This window comes from Pirellulales bacterium, assembly GCA_035656635.1.
GTDB lineage: Bacteria > Planctomycetota > Planctomycetia > Pirellulales > JADZDJ01 > DATJYL01.
Genome location: DASRSD010000050.1, coordinates 1 through 22,677, shown reverse-complemented (window position 1 = coordinate 22,677; position 22,677 = coordinate 1). Strand labels below are relative to the sequence as shown.

Sequence of the window (22,677 nt, the reverse complement as noted above, 5' to 3'; positions counted from 1 at the left end):
TACATTTTCGCTTGCCAAGCAGATTGGCCGGCGCGCTTCAAACTGAGTCTGTCAGCCGACGCCGCTACCCAATGCATGCCGGGCGAGAAGACTCACTGCCAGCAAGGGACGCTCCATGACCGAAGCAGGAAAAACGAAGGCGACCCATTCTAAAGCGGCGCCACAAAAATCGGCGGCTAAGCCGAAGACAAATGCAGAGAAATCACCGGCACAGCAGCCGGAATCGTCGCCCTCAGCCACCCCCGTAACCAAGCGAATTCTGCTGGTTGACGACGATCACGAAATTGTAGAATCGATGCGCTTGGCTCTGGAAGCGAACGGCTACCAGGTGTTGGTCGCTCGTGACGGCAACCAAGGATTGGTGCTGTGCGAACGGGAAGACCCCGATTTGGTCATTTTAGATATGATGATGCCCAAGCGGAGCGGATTTTTAGTACTCGAAAAGCTCCGCCGCACCAGGCCAGTGCCGCTGCGCGTCATTATGGTAACGGCAAACGAAGGCAGCCGGCACAAAGCCTATGCCGAAATGCTGGGCGTGGACGATTACATTCGCAAACCGTTCGCCATGGACCGGCTGATGGAAAGCATCGAGCGCCTGCTCAGCTAATTGGAAGCAGACCGTCCAATTTTTGCATCGCCGGTGATTTTTCGGCGCGGCTTCGCGCAAATTGGCAGCCACTGGCCCAAAAATTGCTATTGCTTCCAACGTGGATTGTGGAAATACTTAGGATAGTGGGCACACGCGCATGCCAGTTGTCTGGTCTGCGGAGAACGAGAAGTAGGCTCCCGCCAGTCCACCGCCTCGACACCACTTATCTGCTCTTTTGCAACCCTCTCTCACGCTTGCAGAGGCTCTGCGAGTTCCTGGGGCGTTCGTCGGATCTAAACGCTTGGGCGAGCATTCCATCAGAGTTCTCAGGGTTCTGCTTGCGCGCGGACGTAGTACTACCGTAAGCAAACAGAAACCATTTTGCATCAACGAATGCCCAGTTCTAACCCATCCCGCGATCCTACTGCGGAGGATATGCCATGACCGGCGGCCGCGAAATCGTCTCGCTGATTGGACAACGACAAGATCTCGATCAATTCCGCAAGAAAAACTGGGAAGGGACCTTCGACCAGTATCTGGATGTCGTTTCTCAAGAAGGGCAAGTCACACGCAACGCTTTCCAGCGCGTGTACGACATGATTCTTTCTTACGGCACCGAAACATACGAAGTCGCCCGCGAAAAACGCCTCCACTATAAATTCTTCGGCGACCCCGATAACAACGGTCGCGATGCCGTGTTCGGCCTCGATCAGGCCCTCACGCAACTGGTCAACGCCTTCAAAAGCGCGGCCCAAGGCTATGGCATTGAAAAACGGGTCCTGTTGTTGCACGGTCCGGTGGGCAGTAGCAAAAGCACCATTGCTCGGCTGCTAAAAAAAGGCCTGGAACGTTATTCCCAAGTCGATAGTGGGGCTCTGTACACGCTGGGTTGGGTCGATTTGGAAGATCCCGACCAGGTGCATTGGTGCCCCATGCACGAGGAGCCGCTACACCTCATTCCGCACCGCTTCCGCGCAGAAATTCAATCGCGGCTGAACGCCAACCGCGGCCCGCACGAGTACCAAATTCGTGTGCACGGGGAGCTATGCCCCTACTGCCGCTATGTGTACGGCGATCGGCGGAAGCGCTACGACGGCGATTGGACCCGCCTCATTGCCGATGTGCGCATCAAGCGTCTTATTCTCAGTGAGCAAGATCGCCTGGGCATTGGCACATTCCAACCCAAGGACGAAAAAAACCAAGACAGCACCGAGCTCACCGGCGATGTCAATTATCGCAAAATCGCTCAATACGGCAGCGACAGCGATCCGCGGGCCTTCAATTTCGACGGCGAGTTCAATATTGCCAACCGGGGCGTCATTGAGTTTGTGGAAGTGCTCAAGCTCGACGTGGCGTTCCTCTACGATTTGTTGGGCGCCAGCCAGGAACACAAGGTGAAGCCCAAAAAATTCGCCCAGACCGATATCGACGAAGTCATCATCGGCCACACCAACGAGCCGGAGTATCGCCGCCTCCAAAATAATGAATTCATGGAAGCGCTGCGCGATCGAACGGTAAAAATCGACGTCCCCTACGTCACCACGTTGACCGATGAAATCAAGATTTATGAAAAGGATTACAACAAGCAAAAGGTTTTAGGCAAGCACATTGCTCCGCACACCATCGAAATGGCCGCCATGTGGGCCATTCTTACGCGGATGGAGGAACCCAAAAACGCGAACCTGTCGCTGCTGCAAAAGCTCAAGCTGTATAACGGGAAAACGCTTCCCGGCTTCACGGAAGACAACGTGAAGGAGCTGCGCGAGCAAGCCACCAGCGAAGGCATGCTGGGCATTTCCCCGCGCTATGTGCAGGACAAAATTTCCAACGCCCTGGTCTCGCACCCGGAGGCCACCAGCGTTAATCCGTTTATGGTGCTCAACGAATTGGAATCGGGCCTCAAGCATCATAGCCTGATCACCAATGAGGAAACGCGGAACCATTACCGCGAGCTGATTGGCGTGGTGAAGCTGGAGTACACGAACATCGTGAAAAACGAAGTGCAACGGGCCATCGCCGCCGATGAAGATGCGCTCAAGCGACTCTGCTCCAATTACATCGACAACGTCAAAGCCTACACGCAGCGCGAAAAAGTGCGCAACAAATTCACCGGCCAGTACGAGGAACCCGACGAACGGCTGATGCGGTCGATCGAAGATAAAATCGACATTCCCGACAGCCGCAAAGACGATTTCCGCCGCGAAATCATGAATTACATCGGCGCGCTGCTCATCGACGGCCGCCCCTTCGATTACAAGAGCAACGAACGGCTGCATCGGGCTTTGGAGCTCAAGTTGTTCGAAGATCAAAAAGACACGATCGAGCTTACCAGCCTCGTTTCCAACGTGGTCGATGCCGATACGCAAGTCAAAATCGACGTGGTCAAAAGCCGCTTGATCCGCGATTTCGGCTACGACCAGGAAAGTGCCACCGACGTGCTCAATTATGTCGCCAGCATTTTCGCCCGGGGCGACGTAAAGCAATAAGGACCGCTCATGGATAAAAGCTGAGGATTTGCGGGCCATGGTTCTAAACATCGATCATGATCATCGCCGCTTTCGCCACATTGTGCGGGGCAAAATTCGCGAGAACCTGCGGAAATACATTACGCATGGCGAAATGATTGGCCGCAAAGGACGCGACCTGGTCAGCATTCCCTTGCCGCAGCTCGACGTGCCCCATTTTCGTTATGGCCGGAACGGCTCCGGCGGGACAGGGCAGGGGGAGGGTGAAGTTGGTCAGCCCATTGCCGGCGGCAACGGAGGAAACAAAGGGGACGGCAAAGGCCAGGCGGGCAGCGATCCCGGCCAGCACATTCTGGAAGTCGACGTGCCACTGGAAGAACTGGCGGCCATTCTGGGCGACGAGTTAGAGCTGCCGCGCATCGAGCCCAAAGGCGCGGCTACCATCAGCCAGGAAAAATCGAAGTACGACAGCATTCGCCGGACGGGTCCCGAATCGCTGCGCCACCGCAAGCGCACCTATTTTCAAGCTCTCCGCCGCCAAATTACCACCGGCACGTACGATCCACAACAGCCGGTCATTCTGCCCATTCCCGACGACAAGCGTTACCGCTCCTGGAGCACCATCCAACAGCCGCAAGCCAATGCGGTCATTTTGTACATGATGGATGTTTCCGGCTCGATGACCGACGATCAAAAGGAAATTGTGCGCACCGAGGCCTTTTGGATCGACACCTGGCTCAACAGCCAATACGACGGCGTCGAGGTGCGGTACATCATTCACGATGCCGTGGCCCGCACGGTCGATGAAGACACGTTTTATCACACGCGCGAAAGCGGCGGCACGCGGATTAGCTCCGCTTACAAGGTTGCCGTCGATCTTATTCGCAAGGAATTCGACCCGGCCGCCTGGAATATTTATGGCTTCCAATTTTCCGACGGCGACAACTGGGGGGAAGATAACGATCAAAGCCTACGCTTGCTGGCCGAGGAATTATTGCCGACCGTCAATTTGTTTTGCTACGGCCAGGTGGAAAGCCCCTACGGCAGCGGCGAGTACATCCGCGCTTTGAAAGGCCGCTTCGGCGACAAGCACGACAAGCTGGTGCTCTCGGAAATTGAAGATAAAGAAGGCATTTACAAATCGATCAAAGCGTTCCTCGGCAAAGGCAAGTAATATAAAGCCGCGACCGTTGGTCGCGCGGCCAACACTGACAACTGACCACTGCCCATGGCCACCGTCACCCATTTCGAACCGTTGCCCAGCTACCTGGCCGATATTCAGCGGCAAATGGAGGAATACGCGCGCGGCTATGGGCTCGATTTCTATCCGACCATTTTCGAAGTCGTCGATTACGATCAATTGAACGAAATTGCCTCCTACGGCGGCTTTCCCACCCGGTATCCGCATTGGCGGTTCGGCATGGAATACGAGCAACTTTCCAAGGGCTATGAGTATGGCCTGCAAAAAATTTACGAGTTGGTCATCAACAACGATCCCTGTTACGCCTACCTGATGCGGTCGAATCACACGACCGATCAAAAGCTGGTCATGGCGCACGTGTACGGCCATTGCGATTTCTTCAAGAACAACAACTGGTTCAGCCAGACGAATCGCAAAATGATGGACAAAATGGCCAACCACGGCAACCGCGTGCGGCGGTACATGGATCGCTTCGGCGTGGAGGATGTGGAAAACTTCATCGACGCTTGCCTGAGCATTGAAGATTTAATCGACGTGCACTCGCCGTTTATCAAGCGCAACGCTGACAAGCCCAAGTACGAATTCAAGCGGGCGGACGAAGAGGAATTTTCCCCGGTGGCCGGCCGGTTTGCCGCCAAGCACTATCTCGATCCGTTCGTGAATCCACCCGAAGTGCTGTCTGCCGAAGCGGAGCGGCTGCGGAAAGAAAGAGAACTGGAAGAAAAGCGCCCCACTGGCCCGGCCCGCGATGTCATGAAGTTCATCATTGACCACGCGCCGCTTAAGCCCTGGCAAATGGACGTGCTGTCGATCATTCGCGAGGAAGCGTATTATTTCGCTCCGCAAGGCCAAACCAAAATTATGAACGAAGGCTGGGCCAGCTACTGGCACAGCACTATTATGACCCGCCAAGGGCTGGAGCCGGGCGATGTCATCAACTACGCCGATCATCACAGCGGCACCATGGCCAGCAGTCCCACCCGGCTAAACCCGTACAAGTTGGGCATCGAACTTTTGCGCGATATTGAAGACCGCTGGAATAAAGGCCGCTTCGGCAAAGAATATGAGGAGTGCGACGACATGCGCCAGCGCCGCCAATGGGATACCGGCGCCGGACTGGGCCGCCAAAAGATTTTTGAGGTCCGCCACATTTACAACGATTTAATGTTCATCGACGAGTTCCTGACGCTCGATTTCTGCCGTCAGTACAAGCTGTTTTCCTTCAGCTATCACGAAGACACGGACACATACAACATCGAAAGCCGCGAGTTTCCCAAAATCAAGGAGCGGTTGTTGTACAGCCTCACCAATCGAGGCCAGCCCATCATCCAAGTCCGCGAAGGAAATTACAAAAATCGTGGCGAGCTGTTTTTGGAGCACGTGCACAATGGCGTGGACCTGCAAATCAACTACGCCCACGATACCCTAGCGAACCTGCATCGGCTGTGGGCTCGGCCCGTGCATATTGAAACGCAAATCGAAGGCAAACAGACGACCTTTTCCTTCGATGGCAGCGAACACAAAACGGAAACCGCCAAGTGACTTATCAAGCCGCGACCGCCCGTCGCGCGAATCGCAAACCGGCTTTTCAACGCGCTAACGGCTTAGCCAAGAGCCAGCAGCCTGTGACGTTTTCCGATCACCGCGGCAACCAATGAATAGTTCCAGACACCCGATCACCAGACTCCTTGCCCCTCATTCGGCGCACAATTTGCAATAAAAGGTAATGTCGCACGACGATAACAACTTTAGGCCCAGCACCGTGGATATCCGTTTTTGTGAGCATCGCCATGACACTCAAATCTCAAGCCCAAAGCACGCTCTCCGCTGTCGCCCCTTTCACGCAAGGGCACTATGCTCTTAACGCCGCGGAAGGTGCCTGCCGGCTAAGCGCCGAAATTGTCGCCCTGGATGGCTTGGCCTTGGCGTTTGAGCACATCACGGTGGTCAGCGATGCGATGGCGTCCGCTCCCATTGAACAGCTCAAAAAAGTGGCCGATGCACTTTCCAAGCGGCTCACCTATTTATTGGAGCCGATTAGCCCCATCGAAATCGATGCCGACCAGTGCGTGGTGCAGCTTCGCTCCAATCCACCGCAGCGTGATGACAACGGCACCCGTTACTACGAACTGCTGGTCCGGCGCGGCGGGGAAATCAGCCTGCGCCGCTTCCAAAAGCAGCCCGGCGGCGCGCGGCAAACCGTGCCCGCACAAGTCACACGGGAAGTTTTCCTGCGCCTGATTGAGGATTTTGCCGACGCCGCGCGGTAGCTCCCCCCAGCCTGTTTTCCATCGCCCCTGCTCTAATCGGCGCCTTTTTCTTCCCAAGCGCACTCTGCGCCCACTGCGGTGTTATATAATGCGGCTGTCGCAATAAGTTCGTTTTCTGCGATCTGCTTCTGCCTGCTGCCTTCTGCTTGCTGCCTGCTTTTTCCTTCGACCTGTAAGATTTTCCCGCCCTGGTGCGTCTAATGCTGGTAATCATGAGCGACAGCCCGGCCAGCGCATCCGCCACGTCCAGCGGGATTCGTCGGACGGCTCCGGCCGTGGACGAAATGGCCTTGCTTGCGCAAGCCCAGGCCGGCAGTGCCGCAGCATTCGATGAACTCATTACCATTCACCAGGAGAAAATCGCCCGACTAGTGCAACGATTGCTGGGCTGGCAATCCGACGTGGAAGACGTGGTCCAAGATGCTTTCCTCGATGCCCTCGTGGGACTGAAAAAGTTTGACGGCCGCAGCACGGTGCTCACCTGGCTCACGCGGTTGGCCATCAACCGCTGCCGCAGCCAGCAACGCAAAGCGTGGTTTCGAAAAAAACTGCACCTGCGGCTGCGAGACAATACAACAAGCCTCGAATACCAACCGGCAGATCATTCCGCAGTTACCAAAGAAACCGCAGAGCAAATCTATGCCGCCATCCGTAAACTTGCGCAGCGCGATCGTGAAATCATCGTCCTACGATATTTGGAAGAACTGCCCGTCGAACAAATTGCCGCAGTGCTGAACCTGGGCCGTGGCACGGTCGATGTCCGCTTAACCCGCGCCCGCCGCCGCCTGGAAAAACTCCTCAAGCCAATCCTGAAGGAAATTTAACCGCCCAGAAGCAAAGTCGCGGAGAATCAGCCGCGAATAAACGCAAATGAACGCGAATCAGAGAGAACAATTATTTCGTTTCCGAAAACCGGGTGTTGTCCAATGATTTTTATTTGCGTTCATTCCCGTTCATTTGCGGCTGATTTTGCCCTTCTCCGTGTCTGGGTGCTTCTGTGGTGAAAATGAGCCGGCTTATGAACTCGGACGATCCATTTTTGCGAACATTGCAGGCTGCCGACGCTGCCGCCACGCCGCCATTGCCGCAAGCGGATTTGCCACAGCAAGTCCGCCAGCGCCATGCGCGGCAATTGCGAACGGTCCGGAAATGGAAAATTGGCGTAGCCGGCACGGCCATGATGTTGGTGTGCATTGCCACATTCATCATCGCCCATAAGCTCCCGGTTCGACCGGGAGACGCAGCGCCGATGGATGCTACTTTAGCCGGCAACCCCCGGGCGGAGCCCGGGGCTAACGGGTTGTCGCCATCCGACATTTTGCAACTGCGTGTCCAGGCCGATGCGCTCGGCGCCGAAGCTGACGCGCTCCAGCGGCAATTGACTGCAGTCCGCCAGGAGCAAACCCGGCAAGATTTGCGCGACGAATACCGCCGGCAACTGGCCGCCAACGCGCAAACCGACACCGGAGAGTCAGCTATCGATCGCGCCGCCGCTATTGCGCTGTGCCAAGGCGATTATTACTGGGAGCAGCAAGCCCGGCAGCCAGCTCGGGCGGCTTATCAAAGCGTGCTGGACAATTTCCCGCAAAGTCACTGGGCCGTGGTGGCCCAAGAACGGTTAAATCAATTTCAGATGAATTGAAGCGAGGTCCACGATGAAATATCGCCCCGTAATCATTTTTGCCTTTGCGTTGTATGCAATCCTTCGTCCGCTTTTGGCGTTTGGACAAGTTGACCGCGATCAAAGCGAAAGGATGTTTACTTCCAGTGTCCGAAATGTTGTAAACAATCGAAGGCTCTCCGTGTTGTTTATTCCCATAGAGATAAAAGAACCCACGGACACCAATCGGCTCAAAGATTGGATTCACATTACTTCTTGGGACGCTGTAATTAACTCCTGCCTAACAGAACATCCACAAGTGATTTCGGATGCCCTTAAAAAAGAATTTCCAAAATACAATGCCAAATTGCTAATCGAACGAGCAAGACGAGGAACGGCGACAGATTCGCAGGAGAACACGGTTTCGGTGCACCTGGCTCCCACGTCATCAACCTATGGGTCCGTCCTGCAGTTAGTATTCAACCCTCAACTTTCGCTAACGAATGAAAGTTATTCTGACGCGCAGGTGCAAACCATACTGCGTTCCTTACGACAGGATATCGTGGAAAATCTTTCCAAAGTCTTGCCCGACTTTAGCGCGGCATACATTACCAAACAGCTTGCCGAGCGCCGGGAAAACCTGCAAAAAGAGCTCCAAGCTCTCCAAAATCACGTAGCTTCCGCTCATGATGTTCTGGATCATAACGTCGGCATGCCATCGGAAAAATTCAGCGAGCAGCTGGCGGAAATCAGCCGTCAGCAAATTACCGTCAAGCTCTCGCTGGTTGGAATGGAAGCCCGCGAGCAAGCGATTGCCAAGGAAATTGCCCAAACACAACAAAAAATGTTTGAAAAGACCGCGTCGGACGATACCGTCAAAAACTTGGAGCACTTGCTGCAGCTACGAACCGAACGGCTGGAAAGATTGAAAAAAATGCGCGACACCGGAGCCGTACCGGCGACCGACGAGCAAACCGCCGAAGCCGATGTGTTGACCGCCAAGATCGAGCTAGATAAAAGCCGTGCCGCACTCAAGCGTGCCAATGGCGGCGAACAACTGGATGCTTGGAATAATGAGCTCAGCCATATTGCCATCGACCGGGCAGAAACTGAAGCCCGATTAAAGTTCTTGGCGCAAGCAGGCGACGAAACCACGCAGCAACTGCGCGACCGCCGCTATGCCGAAGGGATCGCGGCAGAAGCCCAGACGAAACTGGCGACGGCTGTAAGCCAGCTCCACATCCTTACAAATCAATTGGAGCAATTGACAATGGAGCAGGGAAAAATCGAGCCGCTGCGCGTCGTGTTACCCGATGAGCCGGACGACAATATCCAACCAAGTCTGCCGGTGGACGCCAACTCGAGCAAAAATGGAAAATGACAGCCGGTTGGCCGATCCGCACTCAACGAGTATATTTAGCCCCGGGTCAATGACCCGGGGCAATGCTTTGCCTGGATTGGTTCGGAAATGGTACAATTGCATGGATTGGATTTCTCTTTCTACAATAGCAATGCGCAAGCAATTATGACTCACACCATTTCGGTACATTTTGACGGCAAAGTTTTGGTCCCCGATGAACCATTACAGTTGCCAGTCGGGCAGTCGCTGCGCGTTCATTTAGAGTTGACCGACTCGACGACCGATAAGTTCGCCGACTTTCTAAATCTGGCGGCTGACTTGCCTGATGCGCCGACTGATCTTTCAGTGCAGCACGATCATTACTTGTACGGAACCCCCAAGCGATGACGGCGAAATTGGACAATGTCTTCGCCGATACTTCATTTTGGATTGCGCTGGTAATCAAGCAAGACCAGTTCCACAATGCCGCGCGCCAGTGGTCTCAAAGAGTCGGTGGGCGGATCGTCACAACGACAGCAGTGTTACTGGAAACCGCCAACGCTTTATCGCGCCCCAAATGGCGTAACCACGCGGTCGATGTGATCAATCGCATTCAGCAGCGCAGCGATGTCCAAGTTCTTGCCCTGTCTGCCGAGCTGTGGCAGGAAGCCTGGCAATTTTATTGCCAAAGGCCTGACAAGGCATGGAGCATGACCGACTGCATTTCTTTTGTCGTCATGCAAACCGAGCAGTTAACCAATGCCATGACTGCCGACGAGCATTTTCGACAGGCTGGATTTAGGGCTGTATTATTGGAGTTATAGTCGATGAGCGCCGATCCCGAGAATCGAAATACCACTTCCGAAGTTTCCCTCGAACCTCTCGAAGGCTGGCATTGCAGTCACTTGTTTTATCGCTTCGATCGGGCTCGCCTCACGACGATGAACCCGGCGCAAATTGCCGGCGGCTGCGAGCAGTTAGTTGGCATTTTGAATCCCGAAAGTTCCGATTCTCCTGCCCGGCTGCAAACCAGCATTGTGAGCGGACACAAGGCCGATTTCGGGCTGATGCTGCTCGACGCCAATCCGCTCAAAATTAGCGAAGTTCATCACCGCCTCCTGGCCAGTTGCCTTGGTCCGGCGATTGTGCCCACGTATTCGTTCACTTCGATTACGGAAGTTTCTGAGTATGTGCCCACCTTGGAGCAATACGGCCTACGGCTGGTCGAAGAAGGAGAGCAGCTCGATAGCCCCACGTACAAGGCCAAGCTCAAGGCGTACGAAAACCGCGAAGGCATGATGCGCAAACAACGGCTCACACCGGACTTGCCGCCCTGGCCCTCGACGTGCTTTTATCCCATGAACAAAAAACGGAAAGTGGGCGAAAACTGGTTTACGCTCCCTTTTTCCGAACGCAGCCGCCTAATGGCCGAGCATGGCCGCACGGGCATGACCTTTGGCGGCAAGGTCACGCAGCTGATCACCACTTCCGCCGGCTTTGACGATTGGGAATGGGGCGTCACGCTGTGGGCCCGCAATCCGCAATTCCTCAAAGAGATTGTCTACACCATGCGGTTCGACGAAGCCAGCGCCCGCTACGCCGAGTTCGGGCCGTTTTACGTCAGCTACGTGACCACGCCCGCCCAGATGTTGGAGCACTGCCGGATTTCGCAGAAATAGATTATTTAGACGAGGTTTTTTCCGCCCCATCCGATTTTTTATCCCCCGATTTCTGTTTCTCAATCTGCGGCATCAGCACCAACGTTACCTTGGTCCCTTTCGGCGGAATGTTTTCGGTAAACGCTTCAAAGAGCAAATCGTCGTTGTCCGAGGTGCTTTCGACCGGCACGTCGAGCATGGCGTCAGGAAAGTTGGAAACGCAAATAAAATCTCCCGCTTCGGCCATGTAATAGCGCTGCTTGGTCGCCTCGTCGACGTAAAACCCGCTGCCGGCAAACACCCACGATTGCGCCATCGGCTTCTTGGTTTTCACGTCGCGCACCCAATCCTGGGCGCGAGCTTTGTGCTGATCTCCCTTGTCGTCCATCCAATAAGCCATAATTTCCACCTTCGTTCCCGTGGGCGGAGCGAACTTGGGCTCGTACTTCACTGTCGTGCCGGGCTCGGCGCCCAAGGCCAGCAGCGCGGCATGCACGACATAGGCTTTGGTGTTGACCGACACGACCGATTCGTGCTCTTTCGTGCCTTTGGTCACGGCAAACATTTCCAACGCGCCGCGCGTGAGACAAATATCTCCCTGCAGAATCACTTGCTTGTTTTTAAAATCAACCCACACGTCGTAGTTCGGCATCAACCGTTTGAGTTCGGCGCTCGGATCGGCAGGATTTTTGGGCTCATCGGCCCGTAAATCGCCGCCACAATAATTCAGCAGGCAGCATGCAGCCAACCCCCACATGCCCAGCGCTGCGATTTTCCGAATCGGCATAACATGTCTCCTGCGGTCCAAGCGGGCACCGCTTTTATACGCGCAATAGTCATCCGCAAAAGATTTAAGTCCGCTAATTACTTGCTAAGATAACGCCATTGGCCCGCTACGATCAATACGGCGAAGTAAGCGACATGACCGCCAGCGAAAGGTTAATCGAGAATCTAGCGGCCGTCCGCCGCCGAATTTCCGACGCCGCCCGCCACAGCGGCAGAACGGCCGACGAAATTACGCTGGTGGCAGTCACCAAATACGTGCCTGCCGAATTGGCACAGCAGGTCGTTGCCGCCGGTTGTTCCACCTTAGGCGAAAATCGCCCGCAAGGATTGTGGGCCAAGGCCGAATCTCTGAAAAATTCGCCCGGGCAAATTCACTGGCATCTCATCGGCCATTTGCAACGCAACAAAGTGCCTCGCACCCTGCCGCTGGTATCGCTCCTTCACTCCGGCGACAGCTTGCGATTGTTGCAGGCCGTGAATCGAGCCGCCGCGGAGTTAAATCGCCCGATGCCCGTACTGCTGGAAGTAAACATTTCGGGCGATGCCACCAAGCACGGCTTTCGGCCCGCGGAAATGGAAACCGCTTTGCCAAATTTGACGGCTTTGCAGTGGCTGGAAATTCGCGGACTGATGGGCATGGCCAGCCGGGAAGGAGATTTATTGCAAGCCCGCCGCGAGTTCACCGCGCTGCGAGAATTGCGCGATCGGTTGCAGCGCGTGGCTCCGCCGCAGCTCACACTCCGCGAGCTTTCGATGGGCATGAGCGGCGATTTTGAAGTCGCCATTGAAGAAGGGGCCACGCTGGTCCGCATTGGCTCGGCCCTGTTTGAAGGCCTGCTGGAGTGAAGCGCTTCCCGGCAATCTTCTCGCCCACAGCCTTCGAACGATCTGGCGTGGCAAGCCATCACTCGTAGCGAATGGCTTTAATTTCAAACTTCATTTTGCCGGCCGGCACCGGAATTTCCACGCGCTGGCCAATTTTGCCGCCGAGCAACCCTTGCGCCAGCGGACTGGTGACGTTGATTTTTCCCGCGTCATAATCTTCCTCGCCGGCGCCCACCAGCACGAAGGTTTCTTCATCGCCAAAATCGAGATCCTTCACGACGACCGTAGCCCCAAACGCCACCTGGTCTTTGGGCATTTTGGAGGTATCGACAATCGAGGCCCGTGCCAACTTGTCGCGCAGCAAGTTAATTTTGGCTTGCAGCAATCCCTGCGATTCGCGCGCGCCGTGATACTCTGCGTTTTCGCTTAAATCTCCCTCGCTGCGGGCGTTGGCAATCCGCTGGGCGATTTTCGGCATTTCCACTTGTTCTAAATGATCGAGCTCGCCTTTGATCTTGTCGTATCCGGTGCGAGTCATCGGAATTAAATCAGACATAGTTCAAGTACCTCGGCGCGAAGCCATCTCGGCCCATCGGAGCGCAAAAAAAACGCGGCCTCCCACGGGGGAGACCGATCCAAACATTGTGGCCATGCCGTGGCCGGTTGTAAAGATGGCATCACGCCGTGTGTTCGACGCAGAAATAGGGTATAATTTCCGCATGGAGGTTACCGTGGCTACCATTTCCACCGCCCAGCGGCAACAATCATCCGGGGAATTGCATTTAGGCCCTGACGATGCCGGGCGCTTGCTCACTCGCCGCGAGTTCGCCGAGGCAACCTACCAAGAACCGTTCATTTACGAACGGGTGAAAGGACGCCTAGTTGTGATGTCGCCCGCGGGTCCACAACATCGTGGCATATCGCGACCGTTTCGCCGCGAGTTGGGCGGATACTGGCACAATCATCAGCAATTGGTCGACGAAGTTGATGTCGAAGGCTGGGTGGCGACCAGCGATGACGACGATCGCATTCCCGACATTTGCATCTATTTAGCCGGCCCCCACAGCGGCCAAGTCGTTCCCCACCGGGTACCCGGCCTGGTGTTTGAATTCGTTAGCTCCAGCCGCGCCGATCAGGAACGCGATTACATTCACAAGCGAGGGGAATATTATTCGATCGGCGTCAAAGAGTATGTAATTGTCGATCGTTTTAAGAAATCGGTTTTGGTGTTAACTCGCGGTTCAACCGATTTTGAGGAGCGCATTCTCAAAGCTGGGAGCTCCTATTCTACAGCACTTCTTCCCGGATTGACCGTCTCCATTGACGACGCCTTTTCGGCTGCGGAAGCCGCTCCTCCGATCGAACGACACCCAGGGGAAAATCGCTGAGCGGAAACTATTTCGGCCGAGTGTCTTCCGGCAAATACAATACCCGGCCGCACGATTTGCACAGCACCACGCGGCCCATGTTTATTTCGTTGACCATGTTGCTGGTTAACTGCTGGTAACAACCCCCGCAACTGCCTCCTTCGATCGCGGCCATGGCATCTTCTCCCTTGGCCTTTACCACGCGCTGGTACATTTCGCGAAAATCGTCGGGCAGTGCGGATTCGGCTGCGGTCAATTCTTTTTCCAGCCGTTTCACGTCGGCCCGCAGCGCTTCCTCCTCGGCGCGAAGTTGCTGCTGGACCTTGCTGAGCTCTTCTTTGGCCTTGGCCACGCGGCCTTCCGCCTCGGGCACCAGCGATTTCATGCCGTCGAGCTTTTCCATGGCCTCCAGAATTTCGTCGGCCAACACGCTGCCGGCCATTTCGTCGGCGGCAATTTGATCTTTGAGCGCCTGATATTCGCGATTGGTATTAGCCTGGTTCAGCTTGACCTTCAACTCCGCCACTTTGCCTTCGGCGGTTTTCAGTTGCAGCTGCTTTTGATCGAGCGCCACTTTGCCGGCTTTCAAATCGGCCTGGGTTTTTGCCAGTTGCTCTTCGGCTTGAGCCACGCCAGCGGTGCGGGACCGCACTTGCTTTGGCCCCCGCTCGAGCCGTTCGCGTAAATCGGAAAGTTGCCGGTGAATGCGATGTAATTCGCGTAAGGCGGCAGCGTTAACGGCCATGATGTTTGGGCTTCAGGGTTGAGGTGCCAAGGATCAAAACGGACTCGAGCGTTTTTATGAACATCTCGACAAATAGGATCCGGAGGCTCATAGCCTCCGGATCCGGTCGCCGCGGCGACCGGCTATTATCAACACGCACTGTCAATCAACACGCTACACCGAACTAAGGCTCGCTCACAACAATAATGTAGCAAGAAAATCGAAACAAAAAAACCGCCGGCCGTGCGGCCGGCGGTATCCGTGCAATTATTTTAACTGTTTACAACTTGTCTATCCCGCCAGCGGCGTGGCGACTTCTTCCGGCAAAATGCCCGGCAGTCCGCCCAAAAACCCTTCCAAATGCCGGCTCCGCACCGGATGCTGCAATTTTTTCACCGCCTTGGCTTCAATTTGCCGCACCCGCTCGCGGGTCACTTTGAAAATGCGGCCCACTTCTTCCAAAGTGTAGGTGTAGCCGTCGCCCAGGCCGTAGCGGAGGCGGATGATTTCCCGCTCGCGATAGGTCAGGGTTTTCAGCAGCGATTCAATTTTCTGCCGCAGCAAGCCGTTGCTGGCCGAGTACACGGGGCTTTCGGTGCCGGCATCTTCAATGAATTCGCCGAAGCTGGCGTCTTCGCTTTCGCCGACGGGCCGATCCAGGCTGACCGGATGCCGGCCAATGTTCAGCACGCGGCGCGTTTCTTCCAGGCACACATCGGAGGCCGCCGAAATTTCCTCCGCCGTCGGCTCACGCCCCAGTTTCTGCTGCAACTGCTTCGCTACGTTGCGCAGCCTGGAAAGCACGTCGATCATGTGCACCGGAATGCGAATCGTACGGGCCTGATCGGCAATCGCCCGGGTAATGGCTTGCCGAATCCACCACGTGGCATACGTGCTGAATTTGAAGCCGCGGCGGTACTCGTACTTATCGACCGCCCGCATCAAGCCCGTGTTGCCTTCCTGGATTAAATCCAAAAAGCTGAGGCCGCGATTACGATACTTTTTGGCAATGCTGACGACCAGCCGCAAATTGCCGCTGGAAAGCTGCCGCTTGACCAGCTCGTAATCGTTAAACTGCCGGCTCACCACGGCCAGGCGGTTGCGCAAGCTGCGGGGGCTTTCCCACGTGAGAATCATCAGGCCGCGCAGCTCTTTGCGGAAGGCCGCCCATTCGTCGCGGCTCTCGGGGTCCTGGGCCAATTCCTGCATGCGGCGGCGAATGAAATCCATGCGCCGTGAAAACTCTTTGAGCTGCTTCACCAGCGGCTGCACGCGCCGCGTGCGGAGACTCAATTCTTCAACCAGCTGCAAGGCTTTGCGACGGCGGCGGCAAAACCGGCGCCGCGATTCCAGCCGATCTTGACGGCTGGTGCTGCGGCGAATGAGCTTACGGAAATCGTCCCGATTGTGCTCCCGAATTTGCCGCAGCGTGTTCAAATTGTGCGGCATGCGGGCCATAATTTGATCTTTGGTCAAGCATTCGGTCAGCGACACTTTAATGGTGCGATCGAACGGCAACAGGCCCTGATGCACTTTTTCCAGCGTGTCGATGGTCACTTGCATGGCGAAGTTGCAGCCCAACACGGAGCGGCGGAATCGCTTGCGCGTGACTTCGATTTTCTTGGCGAAAGAAATTTCCTGCTCGCGGGTGAGCAAGGGAATGACGGCCATTTGACTTAAATACATGCGCACCGGATCGTCGCTGAGCTTGGGCAGCTCGCCCGCGGGAAGGGCCAGCACTTCTTCCTCAGCCGACGCCGCGGGGGGCGCGGAGCCGTCGATCGGCTGCGAGCCGGCCGGCGGTTCGTTCAACAGCTCGATGCCCGCTTCGTCCAAAGCCATGAGCAGGTTATCGAGCTTTTCGGGATTCACTGCCTCATCGGGCAGGTAGGCATTTACCTGATCGTATAAGAGATAGCCTTGAGTCTTTCCTTTGGCAACGAGTTCATGCAAATCCGTAATGGGATGATCCACATTCCCTCCTCCGCGCCGGTTCCACCGGCACGTTAGGCAGACAACACTCCGGCCGGCCGGGCAACACGTTTGCGGGAGTTGCACCGGACGAGCCGCGACAAAACTTTCACCCCTCCATGGGCGAAGAAATGCTTTGCCGTTTTCGCTCTTGTTCGATCAATTGTTCCAGCAGGGCCAGTTCTTCCTCGGCCCCTAAGTTTTTATCACGCAACCGCCGGGTCTGGGCGTCCAAGGCGTGCTCCTGTTGTTTGCGGTGCAGCGTCGCCAATAAATCGCGCAAGCGTGCGGCGGGCTCCGCCGATGGTTTCATGTTTCCTTCATCGTCGAATGTTTTGGCCCGGCCTTGCTCGTCCAAATCGACCAGCAAAGTTTTAATCTGTGGCGAGTCAAACTCCAACAGCAAGCGATCAAAATCTGGCGTGATGCCGGCACGGCTCAATTCGCAACACCGCCCAAAAATTATTTTGGCCGCCGGCGATTCGAGATGCTCCACCAAAATAATTTCCGCAGCCGCTGGCACCGACTCGGGCTCCAACAACACAATTTCCAATAACTCGCACTCCCAGGCTGCCAGCGAAGCTACCGATAATGCCACGGCTGATACGGACGATGGCTCTTGCTCATTTTGAACTGCCGGCGATGATGCCGTTCGCCGCCGCATGTCGCGCAATCGAAGCCGCAGTTCTTCTTCCGCCACGCTGAATTGCCGCGCCAGCCGCGCTAGCACTTGATGTTCCCGCAAGCGTGCCTGCGCCGTAGTGCCCGATTGCAACCGGGGGGCTTTCGCCAGCGTGGTTAGCATTTCTTCCAGGGCCTGATTGATGTGGTGCATAGCTGGGCGCGGGCCGAGCTTGCTGGTCATGACGTTGAGCTTGTGTTCCAGGGCATCAATGGCGCCATCGAGAGACTGACGAAAAGCCTCTGGGCCGCGCTGCAGTAAAAAATCGGCCGGATCGAGACCATCGGGCAGCGTGACAATTCGCAAATCGGCTTGCTCGGCGACGAACAGGCCCAAAATTTCGTTGGCGCGCCGCTGGCCGGCTTCGTCGCCATCGAGCACCAGCGTAATGGAATCGGCAAAGCGGCGCAGCAGGTGGATGTGTCGCTCTCCCAGCGCCGTGCCGAGCACAGCAACGGTATTTTCAAATCCAAACTGTCGCGCCACGAGGGCATCGGTATAACCCTCCATCACCACCGCCACTCGGCTGCGGCCAATGGCATCGCGGGCAGAATCTAGCCCGTAAAGCATACTGCTTTTGGAAAACAGCGGGGTTTCGGGGGAGTTAACGTACTTGGCCGGATTCTCGGCCGCCAGTTGCGGCAAAATTCGCCCCCCCAGCGCGACTGGCCGCCCCTGAACATCGTGAATCGGAAATAACACCCGGCCGCGGAAGCGATCGTAATGCCCGGGCCCATCTTGTTTGCGCACAATTAACCCGACGGCTTCCAGCGATCGGGCTGTAATTTCGGTGCTGGCCGCTTGCTTCAACAGCCAATCCCAGCGGTCGTGGGCATAGCCCAAGTGGAAGCGGCGGATGCTGTCGTCGGTAATTTTTCGCTCCGCCAAATAATGGCGGGCGGGCTCCGCCTCGGGAGCGCTAACCAGGAAGCGATGAAATTGCTCCCGGGCCCACGCCATCGCTTGGTACAACGCGCGCTTTTCGTCTTTCTCCACACCGCCCGCTGCCAGATGCTTGCCGCCCGCCGGTTGGAGCGGAATGCCGGCCCGTTCGGCCAACATGGCCAAGGCTTCGGGAAACTCTACATTTTCCATCTTCATCATGAAGCTGAAGATGTCGCCCCCCACGTTGCACACCCAACACTTGAACGATTGCCGCTCCGCATTCACTTGCAAGCTGGGGCGCGTATCGTCATGCCACGGGCACAGGGCTTTATAGTTGCGCCCTTCGCGCCGCAATTGCAGATAGCTGCCGACGAGCTCGACAATGTCGATCGCTTGCCGGACACGCTCTTTGGTATCGAACAATGCAGGTGAAGCCACCGACAACTCCTTTGCGGTGCTTACTGGGGGAAAGGGGGATGCGGCCGGTTGTCGGAATCCCGGCACGCCGGGACGGTATCAATCAATTCTATAGAAACCGGCCTGAGGGCCCACCCTGACCCTGCCATTTTGCCAATTCTCCAACCCTCAGATTAGGAAAATCGGCCTTGCCATCCGTGGCAACGGGTCGATTATAGCGCGGTTTTTCCAGCCGGGTCAAGCCGATAAAATCGCGTGCCCAGACCTCGGAAAAAACGCTTGGCAGGCGTTTTTTTCGGCCATCAGCGGGTATGATAGAGAAAGGGCGAGCTTTTCCAATTCCAGAGGAATTTCGTATGCCGCAGGCGATTGTCGATCCGGCCGAATTACGCCGCTTTGTGCAGCATTTAAAGCAGTTCAACGACGAAATGCTGGAGCAAATGCAAAACGCCCAGCGGCAATTGACCACCCTGGGTTCCACCTGGCGCGACCAGGAGCACGAGCGTTTCCTCGAAGAATTCGAGCAGCAATTGCGCACCCTATCGCGATTTGTCGACATCACCAACCAGTACGTGCCGTTCTTGCTTCGCAAGGCGGAGCGCATTGAAGAGTATTTGCAGCAGCGATAAGCGGTCCGGTTCCACTTTTCGATTCCAGGTTTCCGCATGCCTGATGCCCGCGTGACCGATGTCTCCGCCATTGGCGAATTCCGCGCCGACATGGTGGAGTTTGCCAACATGGTGCGCCGCGCGCTGACCGATGTTCAACTGGAAGTTCGCCGCGGCATGGAATGGCTGACCGTCGAGCAGCCGGCCCATTGGCAGGCGGAAGTCCGCCGCGGTTATGACAATCTGGCGCACGCCAAAGACGAATTGGCTCATGCCCGAACTTACAAGCAAATTGGCGATTACATTCCGTCCTGCGACGACGAAAAAAAAGCAGTGGAAATGGCCAAGCGGCGTCTGGAACATGCGGAGCAAAAAGTGGCTGCGGTACGCCGCTGGTCGGTGGCTGCCCACCGCGCCGTCGACGAATTCCAAGGCCCGGTGCAACAGCTCATGCAAATGCTTGACAGCGAAATTCCGCATGCCATGGTCCTGTTGGAGCGGATGAGCATCGCCCTGGAGCAATACGCCACGGGCAAAGCCCCGGCCGCCGCCACGTGGGAGGAACTTACCGGCGCGAAGGAAAAGCAATCGGTCGCCAAGCCTGCCGACGAGGCCGACTCCGCCGCCAAACAATCCGACGCGGAAACAAAATCGGATAATTCCGCGCCGCCAAAAGGTGATAGCCAGGCTCGAGAATCCGCTACCGCTAATGCCACGGGAGCTAGTGCATCATGAGAATTGCCGATCTCACCAGCGGCGCCGCAAAAATTGCCGCCGCCCACAAATCGCTGCGGCTGAATTGGGAAGCCACCAAAGAACATTGGCATGACGAGAACCGCGTGCGCTTCGAGGAAAAATTTCTCGATCCGCTGGAGCCACAATTGCAGGCCGCGCTCGATGCCATTGGCGCCCTGGCCGAAGTGCTGGGCCGCGCCGAGCGCGAATGCGAATAAACGCCGAACGGGAACGCAAATCAACCATGGCCTTTTCCGCCGACTCTCAACGTAAAGCTTTGGCCGAATTGTATCGGCTATCTGCCGAGCGCGAGCAGGCCGAACGGACCATGCGCGCCGAATTTGAAACGGCCACGGCTCGCATTCAGCGCGAACTGAGTGATGCCCGGCAATCGGCCATCATGCAGTTTCAATTGGCACGCGACACCACGCAACGGGAATACGATTCCGCGATCGCCGGCACCCAGGCAGCGTACGAAACCCGCCACGATATTGCCGCCGACGAGCTGAAAAATACCCTGGCCGCCGTCGAGCTCGATTTTGCCAAAGCGCAGCGCAAAGCCAAGAAAAAACTGACCGAAGAGAATTGGGAAACCAACACGGTTTACGAGGCCACGCATAACGGGCCCAAGCTACAATTTGATGCCGACCAGCAGGAAATTCTCGCCCGGCACGATGTGGTCCGCAAAACCATTGACGTGGCCAATCGGCACCTCACCATTTGCCGCTTAAGCACGCTGCGGCGAATTCCCGCGCCGAAGGCCGCCGACTCCGCCGATGCCGCACAGTCGGAACATCCCGCTTGGCGCAGCGAAGAAGCCGCGCCGCTGCCGGAAAACCCCGCCCTGGCACTGGGCGATTTGGCCATGGCGGCCGTGAATCACCTGGAGGCTTTCCGAAAACTTCGCTGGCCGAATTTGCTCGTCGGCAAAAAGCCGGCCGGGTTCGTGTTTCTGCTGTTGGCACTAGGCTGCGGAGCCGGCTACGGAATTTTCGGCACGCACAATTGGACCAAGTGGACCTGGCTCATCGTCGGCGCTGTGGTAGGCATTATCGCTTCGGTGGCGCTGCTTATTTGGCTGTTTCGCAAAGCCAAGGCTGTGGCCGCTCAACCCTACGACCAGTTGCACGCCATGCTGCATCAGGCCGAGGAATTGCGCGTGGCGGCCATCAGCCAGACCAAAAAACGGTGCATTGAGGAAACCCGCAAAATTGTCGAGCGCCGCGATAACGAGCTGAAAGACTCGCGCGAAAAGTTCGACACGCGCATGACCGAAGCCCAGCAGCAGCACGCCGCCTCGCAAAAAGCGGCCCACGATAAACACGAACGCACCGAGGCCGAGCTGGTGCAAACTCGCGATGCCGCCCTGACCGAAGCCCACACGTCTTATCCCAAGCGGCTGGAAGAAATTCAGCAGCGCTACCAATCCGATCTGCGCACGGCCCAGCAGCATTCCACCGCCGATACGCTGGCCAACCGCCAAAAGCGCGATCAAACCTGGAACGATTTAGCCGAGCACTGGCGCGCCGGCATGGCCCAGGTTCGCGCCGTCATCGAGGAAAACATCAAGCAAACCCAACAATTCTTTCCCGCCTGGAGCGATCCACGCTGGAATACCTGGCAGCCCCCCACGGCGGCGGCGCCCACCTTGCCGTTCGGCCACTACCACGTCGATCTGCACACCATTCCCGGCGCCATTTCCAGCGACGAGCAGCTCAACGGCCTGTTGCCCACGCAGTTCAATCTGCCGGCTCTGCTGCCGTTTCCACAAAATGCCTCGCTGCTGTTCAAGGCCACGGGCGAGGGCCGCCGCATCGCCATCGAAGCCGTCCAGGCCGAAATGCTGCGAATGATCACTTCCATTCCGCCGGGCAAAGTGCGGTTCACCATTGTCGACCCCGTAGGGCTGGGCGAAAACTTCGCCGGCTTCATGCACCTGGCCGATCATGACGAGCTCTTGGTCACCAACCGCATTTGGACCGAGCCGTCCCACATTGAAGCCCGCTTGTCGGACCTGACCGAGCAAATGGAAAACGTCATCCAAAAATATTTGCGGAACGAGTTTCATTCCATCGACGAATATAACGTCTTCGCCGGCGAAGTGGCCGAGCCGTTCCGCGTGCTGGTGGTGGCAAATTTTCCGGTCAACTTTACCGAAACCGCGGCCCGACGTCTCACGAGCATTGCCTCCAGCGGCGCGCGCTGCGGCGTGTACGTGCTGCTAGTGAACGATGTCAAACTGCCGCTGCCGCCGCTGTTCGACATGAAAGACGTGGAAAAGCACGTCCTCACGCTCAACTGGAACGGCAAGCAATTTGCCTGGCAAGATCCCGATTTCGAGCGCTACCCGCTCCGGCTGGAATCGCCGCCGCCGGAAGAGCAATTCACGCAATTGGTGCAAATCATCGGCCGCGGAGCAAAAGCCGCCAAGCGCGTGGAAGTGCCGTTCGATTACGTCGCCCCGCCGCGCGATAAATGGTGGACCGGCGATACTTCCAGCAACATTCGCGTGCCGCTGGGCCGCGCCGGCGCCACCAAGCTCCAGTATTTGCAAC

22 protein-coding genes are annotated in these 22,677 nt (G+C 56.5%); 17 read left to right on the top strand and 5 right to left on the bottom strand.

Features of this window, described 5'->3' with window-relative positions; all coding sequences use genetic code 11:
* Positions 1 to 115: 115 nt before the first annotated feature.
* The 11 genes from VFE46_04380 (at position 116) to hemQ (ending at position 11,143) form a co-directional block, all read left to right on the top strand.
* Entirely contained in the window at positions 116 to 607 is a 492-nt protein-coding gene (locus VFE46_04380) for a response regulator (GenBank protein ID HZZ27223.1), read from the top strand.
* 422 nt (positions 608 to 1,029) lie between these two features.
* Positions 1,030 to 3,075 (top strand): serine protein kinase, encoded by a 2,046-nt coding sequence (locus VFE46_04375; protein HZZ27222.1) that lies wholly within the window; start codon positions 1,030 to 1,032, stop codon positions 3,073 to 3,075.
* A 37-nt stretch (positions 3,076 to 3,112) separates the two neighbouring features.
* Positions 3,113 to 4,228, top strand: coding sequence for a DUF444 family protein (locus tag VFE46_04370; GenBank protein HZZ27221.1), 1,116 nt, complete (start codon positions 3,113 to 3,115; stop codon positions 4,226 to 4,228).
* 54 nt (positions 4,229 to 4,282) lie between these two features.
* On the top strand, positions 4,283 to 5,797 hold the full coding sequence (locus VFE46_04365) for a SpoVR family protein (GenBank protein ID HZZ27220.1): 1,515 nt from the start codon (positions 4,283 to 4,285) through the stop codon (positions 5,795 to 5,797).
* Positions 5,798 to 6,045: 248 nt separating this feature from the next.
* Entirely contained in the window at positions 6,046 to 6,525 is a 480-nt protein-coding gene (locus VFE46_04360) for a hypothetical protein (protein HZZ27219.1), read from the top strand.
* Between the two features lie 212 nt (positions 6,526 to 6,737).
* Positions 6,738 to 7,349, top strand: coding sequence for a sigma-70 family RNA polymerase sigma factor (locus VFE46_04355; GenBank protein ID HZZ27218.1), 612 nt, complete (start codon positions 6,738 to 6,740; stop codon positions 7,347 to 7,349).
* Between the two features lie 194 nt (positions 7,350 to 7,543).
* Positions 7,544 to 8,167, top strand: coding sequence for a hypothetical protein (locus tag VFE46_04350; protein ID HZZ27217.1), 624 nt, complete (start codon positions 7,544 to 7,546; stop codon positions 8,165 to 8,167).
* A gap of 13 nt (positions 8,168 to 8,180) precedes the next feature.
* Positions 8,181 to 9,506, top strand: coding sequence for a hypothetical protein (locus VFE46_04345; GenBank protein ID HZZ27216.1), 1,326 nt, complete (start codon positions 8,181 to 8,183; stop codon positions 9,504 to 9,506).
* Between the two features lie 144 nt (positions 9,507 to 9,650).
* Entirely contained in the window at positions 9,651 to 9,872 is a 222-nt protein-coding gene (locus VFE46_04340) for a hypothetical protein (GenBank protein ID HZZ27215.1), read from the top strand.
* Positions 9,869 to 10,288, top strand: coding sequence for a PIN domain-containing protein (locus VFE46_04335; GenBank protein HZZ27214.1), 420 nt, complete (start codon positions 9,869 to 9,871; stop codon positions 10,286 to 10,288). The genes VFE46_04340 and VFE46_04335 overlap by 4 nt, the downstream gene beginning before the upstream one ends.
* A gap of 3 nt (positions 10,289 to 10,291) precedes the next feature.
* On the top strand, positions 10,292 to 11,143 hold the full coding sequence (hemQ, locus tag VFE46_04330) for a hydrogen peroxide-dependent heme synthase (protein ID HZZ27213.1): 852 nt from the start codon (positions 10,292 to 10,294) through the stop codon (positions 11,141 to 11,143).
* Between the two features lies 1 nt (position 11,144).
* Here hemQ and VFE46_04325 read toward each other — a convergent pair whose 3' ends face one another.
* The gene (locus VFE46_04325) at positions 11,145 to 11,909 is read right to left on the bottom strand and encodes a YdjY domain-containing protein (GenBank protein HZZ27212.1); all 765 of its coding nucleotides are present in this window, start codon (positions 11,907 to 11,909) and stop codon (positions 11,145 to 11,147) included.
* A gap of 98 nt (positions 11,910 to 12,007) precedes the next feature.
* On the opposite strand from VFE46_04325, the gene VFE46_04320 reads away from it, so the two are divergent.
* Entirely contained in the window at positions 12,008 to 12,754 is a 747-nt protein-coding gene (locus VFE46_04320) for a YggS family pyridoxal phosphate-dependent enzyme (GenBank protein HZZ27211.1), read from the top strand.
* Between the two features lie 58 nt (positions 12,755 to 12,812).
* On the opposite strand, the gene greA is transcribed toward VFE46_04320, so the two are convergent.
* On the bottom strand, positions 12,813 to 13,289 hold the full coding sequence (greA, locus tag VFE46_04315) for a transcription elongation factor GreA (protein HZZ27210.1): 477 nt from the start codon (positions 13,287 to 13,289) through the stop codon (positions 12,813 to 12,815).
* A 175-nt stretch (positions 13,290 to 13,464) separates the two neighbouring features.
* Here greA and VFE46_04310 point away from each other — a divergent pair, with 175 nt between their 5' ends.
* A complete protein-coding gene (locus tag VFE46_04310; protein ID HZZ27209.1) occupies positions 13,465 to 14,121 on the top strand; it encodes a Uma2 family endonuclease in 657 nt (218 codons plus the stop codon).
* Between the two features lie 7 nt (positions 14,122 to 14,128).
* Here VFE46_04310 and VFE46_04305 read toward each other — a convergent pair whose 3' ends face one another.
* The 3 genes from VFE46_04305 to dnaG all read right to left on the bottom strand — a co-directional run bounded on the left by VFE46_04305 (position 14,129) and on the right by dnaG (position 18,800).
* Positions 14,129 to 14,845, bottom strand: coding sequence for a C4-type zinc ribbon domain-containing protein (locus tag VFE46_04305; GenBank protein ID HZZ27208.1), 717 nt, complete (start codon positions 14,843 to 14,845; stop codon positions 14,129 to 14,131).
* A 270-nt stretch (positions 14,846 to 15,115) separates the two neighbouring features.
* The gene (locus VFE46_04300) at positions 15,116 to 16,798 is read right to left on the bottom strand and encodes a sigma-70 family RNA polymerase sigma factor (GenBank protein HZZ27207.1); all 1,683 of its coding nucleotides are present in this window, start codon (positions 16,796 to 16,798) and stop codon (positions 15,116 to 15,118) included.
* A gap of 106 nt (positions 16,799 to 16,904) precedes the next feature.
* Positions 16,905 to 18,800: a DNA primase gene (gene dnaG, locus VFE46_04295; protein ID HZZ27206.1), complete on the bottom strand. Its 1,896-nt coding sequence runs from the start codon at positions 18,798 to 18,800 to the stop codon at positions 16,905 to 16,907.
* Positions 18,801 to 19,135: 335 nt separating this feature from the next.
* Here dnaG and VFE46_04290 point away from each other — a divergent pair, with 335 nt between their 5' ends.
* The 4 genes from VFE46_04290 to VFE46_04275 form a co-directional block, all read left to right on the top strand.
* The gene (locus tag VFE46_04290) at positions 19,136 to 19,408 is read left to right on the top strand and encodes a WXG100 family type VII secretion target (protein ID HZZ27205.1); all 273 of its coding nucleotides are present in this window, start codon (positions 19,136 to 19,138) and stop codon (positions 19,406 to 19,408) included.
* 36 nt (positions 19,409 to 19,444) lie between these two features.
* Positions 19,445 to 20,122, top strand: coding sequence for a hypothetical protein (locus tag VFE46_04285; GenBank protein HZZ27204.1), 678 nt, complete (start codon positions 19,445 to 19,447; stop codon positions 20,120 to 20,122).
* Positions 20,119 to 20,340: a hypothetical protein gene (locus VFE46_04280; GenBank protein ID HZZ27203.1), complete on the top strand. Its 222-nt coding sequence runs from the start codon at positions 20,119 to 20,121 to the stop codon at positions 20,338 to 20,340. Before VFE46_04285 ends, VFE46_04280 begins: the two co-directional genes overlap by 4 nt.
* 26 nt (positions 20,341 to 20,366) lie before the next feature.
* A partial coding sequence (locus tag VFE46_04275) for an MARVEL domain-containing protein (GenBank protein HZZ27202.1) occupies positions 20,367 to 22,677 on the top strand: 2,311 nt, incomplete at its 3' end.

Coding starts and splice junctions, on each gene's coding strand:
- VFE46_04380 (HZZ27223.1), top strand. CDS start 116: ATGACCGAAGCAGGAAAAACGAAGGCGACCCATTCTAAAGCGGCGCCA.
- VFE46_04375 (HZZ27222.1), top strand. CDS start 1,030: ATGACCGGCGGCCGCGAAATCGTCTCGCTGATTGGACAACGACAAGAT.
- VFE46_04370 (HZZ27221.1), top strand. CDS start 3,113: ATGGTTCTAAACATCGATCATGATCATCGCCGCTTTCGCCACATTGTG.
- VFE46_04365 (HZZ27220.1), top strand. CDS start 4,283: ATGGCCACCGTCACCCATTTCGAACCGTTGCCCAGCTACCTGGCCGAT.
- VFE46_04360 (HZZ27219.1), top strand. CDS start 6,046: ATGACACTCAAATCTCAAGCCCAAAGCACGCTCTCCGCTGTCGCCCCT.
- VFE46_04355 (HZZ27218.1), top strand. CDS start 6,738: ATGAGCGACAGCCCGGCCAGCGCATCCGCCACGTCCAGCGGGATTCGT.
- VFE46_04350 (HZZ27217.1), top strand. CDS start 7,544: ATGAACTCGGACGATCCATTTTTGCGAACATTGCAGGCTGCCGACGCT.
- VFE46_04345 (HZZ27216.1), top strand. CDS start 8,181: ATGAAATATCGCCCCGTAATCATTTTTGCCTTTGCGTTGTATGCAATC.
- VFE46_04340 (HZZ27215.1), top strand. CDS start 9,651: ATGACTCACACCATTTCGGTACATTTTGACGGCAAAGTTTTGGTCCCC.
- VFE46_04335 (HZZ27214.1), top strand. CDS start 9,869: ATGACGGCGAAATTGGACAATGTCTTCGCCGATACTTCATTTTGGATT.
- hemQ (HZZ27213.1), top strand. CDS start 10,292: ATGAGCGCCGATCCCGAGAATCGAAATACCACTTCCGAAGTTTCCCTC.
- VFE46_04325 (HZZ27212.1), bottom strand. CDS start 11,909: ATGCCGATTCGGAAAATCGCAGCGCTGGGCATGTGGGGGTTGGCTGCA.
- greA (HZZ27210.1), bottom strand. CDS start 13,289: ATGTCTGATTTAATTCCGATGACTCGCACCGGATACGACAAGATCAAA.
- VFE46_04305 (HZZ27208.1), bottom strand. CDS start 14,845: ATGGCCGTTAACGCTGCCGCCTTACGCGAATTACATCGCATTCACCGG.
- VFE46_04290 (HZZ27205.1), top strand. CDS start 19,136: ATGCCGCAGGCGATTGTCGATCCGGCCGAATTACGCCGCTTTGTGCAG.
- VFE46_04285 (HZZ27204.1), top strand. CDS start 19,445: ATGCCTGATGCCCGCGTGACCGATGTCTCCGCCATTGGCGAATTCCGC.
- VFE46_04280 (HZZ27203.1), top strand. CDS start 20,119: ATGAGAATTGCCGATCTCACCAGCGGCGCCGCAAAAATTGCCGCCGCC.